General features: G+C 67.2%; 10 protein-coding genes. All 10 read right to left on the reverse strand.

Annotated elements, in window-relative coordinates:
* Nucleotides 1-386: site-specific integrase (locus tag G6016_RS06485; RefSeq protein ID WP_182631861.1), on the reverse strand; the 386-nt coding region annotated here is incomplete at its 3' end.
* A gap of 30 nt (nucleotides 387-416) precedes the next feature.
* Complete coding sequence (locus G6016_RS06490) at nucleotides 417-986, reverse strand: NUDIX domain-containing protein (protein WP_182631862.1); 570 nt, start codon at nucleotides 984-986, stop codon at nucleotides 417-419.
* A 3-nt stretch (nucleotides 987-989) separates the two neighbouring features.
* Nucleotides 990-2,753 carry a CTP synthase gene (gene pyrG / locus G6016_RS06495; RefSeq protein WP_182631863.1) on the reverse strand — a complete coding sequence of 588 codons (1,764 nt, stop codon included), beginning with the start codon at nucleotides 2,751-2,753 and terminating at the stop codon, nucleotides 990-992.
* A gap of 81 nt (nucleotides 2,754-2,834) precedes the next feature.
* Nucleotides 2,835-3,761 (reverse strand): copper transporter, encoded by a 927-nt coding sequence (locus G6016_RS06500; RefSeq protein ID WP_182631864.1) that lies wholly within the window; start codon nucleotides 3,759-3,761, stop codon nucleotides 2,835-2,837.
* Nucleotides 3,758-4,930, reverse strand: a complete 1,173-nt coding sequence (steA, locus tag G6016_RS06505) for a putative cytokinetic ring protein SteA (RefSeq protein WP_182631865.1) — start codon at nucleotides 4,928-4,930, stop codon at nucleotides 3,758-3,760. Before steA ends, G6016_RS06500 begins: the two co-directional genes overlap by 4 nt.
* Nucleotides 4,931-4,989: 59 nt before the next feature.
* Nucleotides 4,990-6,735, reverse strand: a complete 1,746-nt coding sequence (gene recN, locus G6016_RS06510) for a DNA repair protein RecN (protein WP_182631866.1) — start codon at nucleotides 6,733-6,735, stop codon at nucleotides 4,990-4,992.
* Between the two features lie 9 nt (nucleotides 6,736-6,744).
* Nucleotides 6,745-7,674, reverse strand: a complete 930-nt coding sequence (locus tag G6016_RS06515) for an NAD kinase (protein WP_182631867.1) — start codon at nucleotides 7,672-7,674, stop codon at nucleotides 6,745-6,747.
* The gene (locus G6016_RS06520) at nucleotides 7,671-8,489 is read right to left on the reverse strand and encodes a TlyA family RNA methyltransferase (RefSeq protein WP_182631868.1); all 819 of its coding nucleotides are present in this window, start codon (nucleotides 8,487-8,489) and stop codon (nucleotides 7,671-7,673) included. The genes G6016_RS06515 and G6016_RS06520 overlap by 4 nt, the downstream gene beginning before the upstream one ends.
* Nucleotides 8,490-8,729: 240 nt before the next feature.
* Nucleotides 8,730-9,743 carry an HAD-IIA family hydrolase gene (locus G6016_RS06525; RefSeq protein WP_338403542.1) on the reverse strand — a complete coding sequence of 338 codons (1,014 nt, stop codon included), beginning with the start codon at nucleotides 9,741-9,743 and terminating at the stop codon, nucleotides 8,730-8,732.
* Nucleotides 9,736-10,353 carry a tetratricopeptide repeat protein gene (locus G6016_RS16895; RefSeq protein WP_187354387.1) on the reverse strand — a complete coding sequence of 206 codons (618 nt, stop codon included), beginning with the start codon at nucleotides 10,351-10,353 and terminating at the stop codon, nucleotides 9,736-9,738. Before G6016_RS16895 ends, G6016_RS06525 begins: the two co-directional genes overlap by 8 nt.
* Between the last annotated feature and the right edge of the window lie 539 nt (nucleotides 10,354-10,892).

Consider the following 10,892-nt stretch of genomic DNA (forward strand, 5'->3'; position numbering starts at 1 on the left):
ATCCGGTCCACCGGGACGGCCTTGGGCAGGCGTTTCGGCGGGGTTGGCGGGCTGACCGCGGACGCCGCGTCGACGTCGGTCACCCCGTCCCGGGTGGCGAATCGGTGCAGGCCCCGGACCGCGGCCAGGGCGCGCGCGACCGAGCTCGCCGCGAGGGCCTTGCGGCCGGTGTCGGGGTCCGCGGTCGCAAGGTCGGCGCGGAAACCCTCGACGTGGGCCTCGCTCACCCCCGTCAGGTCCGTCACCCCCGCGGCCTCGAGGTAGCGCCGGTAGCGGTCGAGGTCGCGCCTGTAGGCGGCCAGGGTGTGGGGTGAGGAGCCCTTTTCGACGACGAGGTGGTCCAGATACCCGCTGATCTGCGCGTGTATGGAGGCGGTCCCGGCCATCTCTGGTCTGTCGACGATCGTGCCGTGGTGTCAGGCTCTGCCGAGCACCGTGGTGGCGGCGAGGATTCCGGACACGGCGATGCCGTTGACGATTCGCCCGTCCAGGACTGCGTCGATGGCCTCGGGCAGTGGCATGCGCGCCACCTCCATGTCGACCTCCTCGTGCTCCGCCTCGGGACGCCCGACCTCACGCAGTCCGGTGGCGAGGTAGATGTGGACCCGTTCGGTGGAAAAGCCGGGCGAGGGCACGGTCTCCACCACCGGACGCCAGTGGTCAGCCTCGAGCCCGGTCTCCTCGACCAGCTCCCGCCTGGCCGTCTCTAGCGGCGACTCGCCCTCGATGTCGCAGAGTCCGGCGGGAAGTTCCCACAGTCGCTCCCCCACCGCGTGGCGGTACTGACGGACCAGGATCACCTGATCGTTGGGGTCGATCGCGACCACCGCGACCGCGTCATCGTGGCCGCAGATCTCCCTGTCCGCGGTGCCCCCGCCCGGCATCGTCAGGGTGTCGACGCGCAGGCGCACGACCCGGCCGTTGAAGATCTCGCGGCTCGCAACGGTCTGGTAGTCGTGCGTTCCGGGGGCACCGGAGTGGGTCATCGGTCAGCTCTCGTCGTCCGCGGCCGCCGCGGTCGCGTCGGTGGTCTCGGCCGCCTGTCCGTCGCCCTGCTGGCCCTCACGCCACGGCTCGACCGGCAGGCGCATCTCGTTCTCGTAGTCCAGCGCAGCCTTGATGAACGCGGCGAACAGCGGGTGCGGGCGGGTCGGCCGGGACTTGTACTCGGGGTGCGCCTGGGTGGCGACGAAGAACGGATGCACCTCACGCGGGTACTCGACGAACTCGACCAGGTGGCCGTCCGGCGAGGTGCCCGAGAACCGCAGGCCCGACTCTGCGATCTTCTCGCGGTAGTCGTTGTTGACCTCGAAGCGGTGCCGGTGCCGCTCGGAGATCTCCGTGGCGCCGTAGGCCTCCGCGACGATCGAGCCCTTGTCCAGCACGGCCGGGTAGGCACCCAGTCGCATCGTCCCGCCGAGGTCCGCGTTGCCGGAAACCGCATCGACCTGATCGGCCATCGTCGAGATGACCGGGTGCTGGGTGTCGGGCTCGAACTCCGTGGACGACGCGCCGGTCAGCCCGACGGAACGGGCGGCCTCGATGACCGAGCACTGCAGGCCCAGGCACAGTCCGAGCAGGGGGATGCCGTTCTTGCGCGACCACGAGATCGCACCGAGCTTGCCCTCGATCCCCCGGATGCCGAATCCGCCCGGGATGAGCATGCCGTCGACACCGCTCAGCGCCTCGCGGGCGCCGGACTCTGTGGCACAGGCATCGGACTCCACCCACCGGATGTTGACCCGCGCGTGGTGGGCGAACCCGCCGGCCCGCAGCGCCTCGGTGACCGACAGGTACGCGTCCGGCAGGTCGATGTACTTGCCCACGAGGGCGATCTCGACCTCTTCACGCGGCTGGTGGACCCGACCGAGCAGGTCGCCCCACACGGTCCAGTCAACGTCCCGGAACGGCAGGTTGAGCTTGCGGATCACGTGGGTGTCCAGGTGCTCGTCGAACAGCACGCGCGGGATGTCGTAGATGCTCGGCGCGTCCGGGGTGGACACGACACCCTCGAGGTCGACGTCGCACATCAGCGCGATCTTGGCCTTGAGGCCGTCCGGCACCTCACGGTCGGAACGGAGGATCAGGCCGTCGGGCACGATGCCGATCGAGCGGAGCGCGGCCACCGAATGCTGCGTTGGCTTGGTCTTGAGCTCACCCGACGGGGCTAGGTACGGCACCAGGGACACGTGGAGGAAGAAGATGTTCTCCCGTCCGACCGAGTGCCGGACCTGACGACAGGCCTCGAGGAACGGCTGGGACTCGATGTCGCCGACGGTGCCACCGACCTCGGTGATCACCACGTCGGGCTGGATTCCCTCCGCATCCGGGTCGCCCATCGCGATGATGCGGTCCTTGATCGCATCGGTGATGTGCGGAATCACCTGCACGGTCTCGCCCAGGTACTCACCGCGGCGTTCCTTGGCGATGACTGCCGAGTAGACCTGACCAGTGGTGACGTTGGCGTTGGCGCCAAGGTCACGGTCGAGGAACCGTTCGTAGTGGCCGAGGTCGAGATCCGCCTCCGCGCCGTCCTCGGTGACGAACACCTCGCCGTGCTGGAAGGGGTTCATCGTGCCGGGGTCGACGTTGATGTACGGGTCCAGCTTCTGCATGGTGACCCGGAGCCCGCGGGCGGTCAGCAACTGCCCCAGGCTCGAGGCAGTCAGCCCCTTACCCAGCGACGACGCCACGCCGCCGGTGACGAAGATGTGCTTGGTCGCGGACCGCGACGCGGTTCGATGCAGTGCCAAGGGGACTCCCGTGTCAGACTCCGGAATGGATGAAAGCTGGTGCGGCTCCGGTGCACCCCACGGGGCTTCAGGCTATCACCGCTACGGCCTCGGGGGGACCGACGGCACCGCGGCGGACGCATCCTGCCGCATGCCGTAGTCGCCCTGGCCGCGTTCGAGTTGCTCGGCGAGCGCCAGAACGGTCGCCAGCCGGCCCGCGTCCGTACCACCGCTGTCGACCGTGGAGACATCCTCCTGCCCGGAGGACCGCAGGGTCACCACGGTGTCAGTGCCGGCTCCTGGTCGGATCCCGCTCACCACGACCACCCCCGCTCCCTCCGAATCGAGGGTGCTGGACAGTGAGGCGATGCGGACGGCAGCCGCCTCGTCCTCGACCGGGCCGGTGACCACGACCGCCAACTGGCCGGGCCGGATCGTCCCCGGCTCGAACGCGATCATCTCGGCGTCGGCGAGCGTCGTCAGCACCGTCGCCCGGTCGTCGTCCTCGAGATGCGGTTCGGCATCTTCGCTCCGCAGCATGGCGGAGCGGGCCAACGCGGTACCGAGTTGCGTTCCCAGATCCGCGTCGGCGGCGGGCGCATCACCGATCGGCAGATTAGCCACGAGCGCGGACAACTCCGAGTCGGCCTCCGGATCCACGGCCCTGTCGGTGAGGCGGATCCGGCCGGCGTCGATACCTCCGGCTCCGGAAATCGCCTCGGCGACAGCGTCCACCTCCTCAGCGGAGGCGCCCGGTGCCACGACCAGCAGTACGGGCCGGTCCGCGAGTCGACCATCGGTCACGGCAGGGGTCACGTCCCCTGCCAGTGCATCGAGGCGATCCTCTGCCAGGCGCGAGTCGTTCAGTTCCTTCTGGGTGGTTTCGAGCTGTCCCGCCGTCGTCTCCTCCCGGTCGACGACCGCGTCCCGAATCGACGTCGCTACGGACGTCGATCCGAGGACCACGCCCACCGCGAGTGCGAGAAAGACCGCTACCAGGGTGAGAACGTGGCGACGAAGAGAGATCACCGGAATAGCCCCTGGACCCACAGGGCGAAGGAGTTCCACGTCTCGATGGCCCACACGAGCAGGTCCTGCGCCGAGTCACGGGCGAGGACGACGACGGCAACCGCGACGAGCGCGGCCAGCACGATCAGCGCCAACCCGATCCCGGCGCCCCGCGACCGGTACAGCGTCGCGCAGGCCTCGGCATGAACCAGCCGGGAGGCGACGGTCGTGTCGACCATGGTCGACGACGGCGCCGACGACGACCCGAACGCATTCTCCAGTCCGCGGCTCTCGCCCGTGGTGACGATCATCTGCGCTCCACCGTGGAAGGCGAGCAGCAGTGCCATGTCACGAGCGGTCGCGGCGGCGGGGAACGTCGTGGCCCCCACCCCGAGCTCGGTGATCCGCTCGAGCCCCTCGGCCTTACCGTCGCGGTCCGCGGGTACGACCAGCACCGCACCGTCGGTGAGGACCTCATCGGACACCTCGGCGGGGTTGGCGACGACCAGGTCGGCGTTGAGCTTCGCGGCGCGCAGGAACTCGGCACCGCCGTCAACGCCCACGAGCACCGGCCGGTACTCGCGGATGAACGGCTTGAGGTCGGCTAGCTGCTCACGCGAGACCTCCGACCCGGTCACCACGACGACGTGCCGGTCGACAAACTCCACATCGATCTCCGGCAGTCCTTCGCCGTCGAGGAGGAGTTGGTGCTCGATGCTGAGGAACTCGGTGGAGTTCGCCAGGTGCGCCAGCGCGGATTCAACGTACGCCCCCTCGGCGGCGTCGACCTCGGCGAGCAGATCCGCCGAGCCGGCCTCGCGCCCGCTGGCGAGCTCCTCGTCGCCCTTGATGGCGTAGACCACGCCCTCGTCGACGCGGACCCTGGTGCCGTCCGCCACCTCCGAGAGATCGGCGTCCTCGACCACGGGGATCGTCGATCCGGCGAGGATGCGGTACGCGGCACGGGGAAGGTTCTCCTCGCCGGAGGGCGCCACGTGCACCACGGCGGCGACCTCCGCCGCGACGACCGCGCGAGCGGTTTCCGCGGAGGTGCGGTTGAGGTCGAGCACGACGATGTCCTTGGCCCCGAGTTTCTTCGGGGCCGACGCGCCCGCGGGAATGTGGCGGACAGCGCCGACGACACCGGCGAGTTCAGTGGAACGGCGGTTGAGCAGACCCGACATCTTCATGTGTCCGAGTATCACGCGTGTGATTCGTGTGATCAGGGAGGTTAGTCCGGCGTGTCGGATTAACGGTCGACTTGAGCTTGAGACTTTTGCTTCTGTGCGGTGTCCAGTAGCTCTCGGGCGTGGGCGAGCCCGGTGTCGGTGTCCTCCATGCCCGCGAGCATGCGGGCGAGTTCGGTGACCCGATCCGCGTCTGCCACTGCCCTGACCCCGGAGACCACGGTGTCACCGGCGTCCGCATCCGAGTCCTTGTGGACGACGAGATGGGTGTCGGCATAGGCCGCGACCTGGGCGAGGTGGGTCACGGCGATGACCTGGTGGGTGCGGGCGAGTCTCGCGAGTCGCTTTCCGATACTCAGCGCCGCGCGGCCGCCGACTCCGGCGTCGACCTCGTCGAACACCAGCGTCCCTCCCCCGGATCGTTCGGCGAGCACCACCTCGAGCGCGAGCATAACTCTGGACAGTTCGCCGCCCGAGGCACCTTTACCCAGGGGAACCGAGCCGGACGGACCCTCCAACTCGAGGGAGACCTCGTCGAGGCCGGATTCGCTCGCGCCGTCCAGTCCTTCGCCGTTCCTGACCACATTGACCGCGAGTCGGGATCCGCCCATGGACAGTTTGGACAGTTCGGCCGAAACCCGCTCGGCGAGGTCCGCGCCGGCGGTCCGCCGGATCTTCGTGAGCGTGTCGCCACGGTCGGAAAGCTCCGCCGCCAGGCGAGCAACGGTCGCCTCCAGTTCGGCCACCGCGGAGTCCGAGGTGTCGACCTCGGTCAGTCGATGTCGGGCCTTCTCCGCCCACGAGATCACATCGTCCACGTCAGTGCCGTACTTGCGCGTGAGCGCCCGGAGATCGTGTCGTCGCTCCTGCGCCGAGTCGAGGTCGGCCGCGTCCTCGGGCAGTTCGGCGAGGTACAGGCCGAGCTCGGTGGCCGCATCGCCCAGCGCCGCGACGGCCTGCCCGATACTGGTGGCAATCGGATCGAGTGCGGGGTCGTCGGTCCCGGCCAGGCGCTGCCGGAGCTGATCGAGCACTCCCACCATCGGCTCTGTCGACTCACCGTCCCCGGTGAGCGCCTCGTGAGCACTTCCGGCGACCTCGCGTAGTTCCTCAGAGTCGGTGAGCCTTCGGATCAGGGCGTCGAGCTCGGCCTCCTCGCCTGCCTGCGGCGCCAGGGCATCGATTTCCTCGAGCCCCATCTTCAGCAGATCGGCTTCCCTGGCTAGCTCTCTGGCACGTCCGGTGCGCTCGGCGAGGGACGCCTCGGCCTCCCGCCACTGACGGTAGGTCTGCCTGTAGGCCGCCAACGCATCTCGGGCCTCGTCCCCTCCATGGGTGTCGACGGCGTCCCGCTGATGGTCGGAGCGAAGTAATCGCAACTGGTCGTTCTGCCCGTGTACGGCGAGCAGTGGCGCGCAGAATCGTCCGAGTGTGCCAGCCGGGACCGATCGACCCCCGAGGCGTGCACGGGAGCGACCATCCGCGCCGACACGGCGAACGGCGATGACACTGCCGTCCTCGTCACGATCGGCATCCGATTCGTCGAGTAACTCGTCAAGTTCGCGTCGGTCGTCATCGTTGATCGTCGCCGCCGTCGACAAGTCGAAGCGACCTTCGACGAGAGCCTTGTCGGATCCACGTCGGACACGCCCCGGGTCGGCACGGCCGCCTGCGAGCAGCCTCAGCCCTGTCACCACCATCGTCTTTCCCGCACCGGTTTCGCCGGTGAGGACTGACAGGCCGGGTGAAAAGTCAGCGACGGCCTCGTCGATGACGCCGAGGCCACTGATCCGGAGTTCCGTGAGCACGCACCCACCCTAGGCGAGGGGACGGACAGCCGACCGTCCACGCCACCCGGTGACAGGAAGCTCGAACTTCGTCACCAGTCGATCGGTGAACGGAGAATCGTCGAGTCGGACCCATTTGACCGGGCGACGCCCCCTGGTGACCTCGACCCGGCTTCCCGCCGGCGCTTCGATCGTTCGACGTCCATCGAGTACGACCACCGACTCAACGGAACGCACCCCCGTCTCCACCGCGACTCTCGAGGTGGGCGCGACCACCATCGGCCGTGCGAACAGCGCGTGTGCATTGTTGGGAACAACCAGAATCGCGTCCAGTTCGGGCCACACGATAGGTCCGCCGGCAGAAAAAGCGTAGGCAGTGGACCCGGTCGGCGTGGACACGAGCATCCCGTCGCACCCGTAATCACTGACCGGCCTTCCGTCGATCTCGACCGAGGCCTCGAGTACGCCCTGCCGGGAGACCTTCTCGATACTGACCTCGTTGAGCGCCCAGTCACGGCCGAGAACAGTGTCACCGTGCATGATCGTCGCCTCGACGGTCATTCGCTCCACTACTCGATAGTCCCGAGCGGCGATCTGCTCGACGACGCCGCTCAGTGACTCGACCTCGGATTCCGCGAGAAAGCCGATATGCCCCAGATTGACCCCGAGAACCGGGACATCGGCCGCATTAGCGTACTGGCAGGCCCGGAGAAACGTTCCGTCTCCGCCCAGCACCAGGACCAACTCGCAACCGACAGCGGCCTCGGACGTGTCCGGGATCGTCTCCACGTCGATGCCTGGTGCGACGTGCGAGCTGGTGTCCTCGAGCATGCGCACCTCGATGCCGTGCCCGGCGCAGGCCTGTACCACCTGTGCCACCGTGGCGACGACGTCCGGTCGTCCGATATTGGGTTCGAGCAGTATCCGTCGCCCCTGGACGCTCTCGGTCTTGGCAGTCAACGGGGACCTTCCTCTACAGCTGTACGTATAGCGGCTTCAGCGTTGTCGTCCGGTAGCCACGGCTCTCCGCTGTCGGTTTTACGAAGATGCAGGAAGTATTCGACGTTCCCTGAAGGACCGGGCAGCGGACTCGCCACACATCCCATCGTCTTGAGTCCCAACTCGCCGGCAGCCCGGGCCACTTCTGTCACGGCTTCGACCCGAAGTCCGGGGTCCCGGACCACACCACCCTGCCCGACTCTGTCGCGCCCCACCTCGAACTGTGGCTTGACCATCGGCAGAAGGTCTCCCCCGGGCCGGGTACATAGCGCCAAGGCCGGCAGGACCAATGCCAGGGAGATGAAGGAGAGATCCGAGACCACCAGGTCCACCTCTCCCCCGATGTCAGTGGGATCGAGCGAACGCACATTTGTCTTGTCATGGACACCGACGCGCTCGTCGCTCCGCAGACGCCAGACCAGCTGGCCGTATCCCACGTCGACTGCTTCGACCCGGTGTGCGCCCCTACTGAGCAAAACATCGGTGAACCCTCCGGTGGACGCGCCCGCATCCAGGCATCGCGCGCCCTCAACCACGACGTCGAATCCATCCAGAGCCCCGAGCAATTTATGCGCTCCCCGGGATGCCCAGTCCGGTTCATCGGTGGCGGTCAGAGCGATCGAGGTGGTCGGCTCGACCTGGGTCGCCGGCTTGCTCGCCGCGACACCATTGACGATCACCCGGCCGCCAGCGATGAGGTCGCGTGCACGTTCGCGGCTGTCGCACATCTTGCGGCGAACAAGTTCCGCGTCGAGCCGCATGCGTCGCGCTGCCATCAGCTCTGAGAATCCAATGCGGTGAGCGCGTCGGCCAGAAGCTCGTGGGCCGCATCGAGCGCGGCGACCTGATCGTCACGCACCGACGCCGAATCGGAATCACCGTGCGATCCCCCAAGAGGCTCTGGCGACCCAACAGAGTCGTTAAGCAGGTCGTCGAACGCAACGCGAAGAGCGTCGATATCGGGTCCTGCGGGCCCGGGACGGGGGGTTGGCGCCGAAGTGCTCACGTACTCCACGCTAGCCGACGACGAAGCCGGCATTGACAAGCCTCGACCTGATTGCCGGGCTGCTTGCATCCACGCGGTTGAGTTCGTGGGCCCAACAATGCTTGATGACGGCACGAGCGAGAGCCGTGTGGTCCAGATGATCCGGAATACCCATCACCAGCAGTGTCCCGTCGTGTTCCACTCCGGCGATATCCGGGGCAGTGGCGATCTCAAAGTCTTCGTCCGCGACATTCACCGCGGTCAGATCGTCTGCCAGATGCGTGGCTCTCCGGGCCGGCGGTGCGGCCATGAGGTCGGTGGGGCCGTGTACACCCGTGAGCACCATCAGTGCCGGCATTCCGGCGGCGACCGCACCCTCGATATCCGTGTCCAATCGGTCGCCTACGACAAGCGGCCGATTGGAACGAGCGAGCTCCGCCGCAGCCTTGAGCACCCCTGCCGCCGGCTTACCCGCCACAAGGGGTTCCCGGTCGGTCGCCGTCCGCATCGCGGCGACAAGAGAGCCATTTCCGGGCAGCAACCCTCGCTCAGTCGGCAGCGTTGCGTCGGTGTTCGAGGCGACCCAGGGAACGCCCTGACGGATCGCCAGACATCCTTCGGCCAAGTCCGACCAGGTCAGTTCCCTGGACAGCCCCTGGAGAACCGCATCGGGGCGATCATCTGCGGATGTCACCACCTCGAACCCCGCCTGACGGACGAGTTCACGGAAACTGTCATGCCCCACGACCAAGACCTTCGCGCCGGCAGGGACAAGGTCGGCCACCATCACGACGGCAGCCTGTGCGCTGGTCATGACTTCGTCAGCCTTTGCGGAGAAACCGAAATCTCGAAGGTGGGCCGCTGTATCGGCGGGTGCGCGGCTCGCATTGTTGGTCACATAAACCACGGGCAGACCGGATTGCTCGAGAGCGTCTGCTACCCCGGGGATCGCTTCGGTGCCCCTGATCAGCGTTCCATCGAGGTCAACCAGAAGAGCGTCATGAATCGAGGCAAGGCTGGGGATACTCACGGCTAGATCAGTCACCCAGTTCCGCGAGTCGGGACTCGGCGTCCGTGGTCTGTTCCGGATCCGCCGAGACGGCATGAGAGAACCATTCAGCAGCCTCTGTCCTACGGCCGGCAGCGAGAAGCACCTCGGCGTAGGCGTAGTCGAGTCGTGCCGCGGATTCACCCTGGGCGTCTGCGGATACTCCCGCATCCTGAAGCGTCACAAGGGCGGCGTCCAACTGACCCATATCGACTCGTGCACCGGCTTCGACAATTCGGAGCTCAACGAGGTCTTCCCCCTCGAGCATTCGTGATTCGTCACCACGAGCGATCTCGATAGCACGTTGCGGCCGTTCGAGGCCACGTTCACAGTCCGCCATCATCGCCAGCAGGCCAGGGCCCCCGGAAATCCGCCGTGCCGCACGAAGTTCGCCGAGCGCTTCGGCCCATTCGGCAGCCCGGTATGCGAGAACACCTAGGGTCTCGCGAACGACACCGATACGTCCCGCCCGGTTCTTGGCGGCACGCCCATGCTCGAGCGCCCGTGTCGGATCCTCGTCGACGAAGTGCATGGCTGCCACCAGATGCTTGGCCACGATCTCCGCGTTCGACTTGTCGAGGCTCCGCAGGTCGCGTCGAATCTCCATGTCGAGATCGCTGGCTTCAATGTCCTCGGGCAATACTGGTTCATCAGCTCGGGCAGCCGCGCGAGCGTCCTGGCCCGGTCGGCCGGAACCGGTACGACTGTCGTCGAACCTACGATTGCCATTGTCCCGACGATCGCTGGACTGTCGTCGACTGTCACCTGCGCGGGGCGGGCGACCTCTGGTGGACTCGCCGCGGGCGTCGTCACGTCGGCGGGCGCCACCTTCGGAGCTGCGTTGGCTGCTGCTGCCGTCGTAGCGTTTGCCGCGACGTTCACCGTATGAAGTGTTGTCTCGCCGGCCGGAGTTCCCGGCCCGGTCGCCCCGTCGGGCTACGTCGCGGTCGCCGCGGCGGGGCGACTGGTCTGCGTTGTCTGACCGGGAATGATTCACGTCGTTCACCTTACGTGCGCCGGTGTGCCGGCTCTGGATCGGGTTTGAAATTGATCTCTAGATCTCTAGAACAAATAGAAACAGCGGGAGGGACATCAGTCCCTCCCGCTGTTTATCAAGTTGTGTTCGGCGGTGACCTACTCTCCCAC

Source organism: Dietzia aerolata, from assembly GCF_014144865.1.
GTDB classification, from domain to species: domain Bacteria; phylum Actinomycetota; class Actinomycetes; order Mycobacteriales; family Mycobacteriaceae; genus Dietzia; species Dietzia aerolata.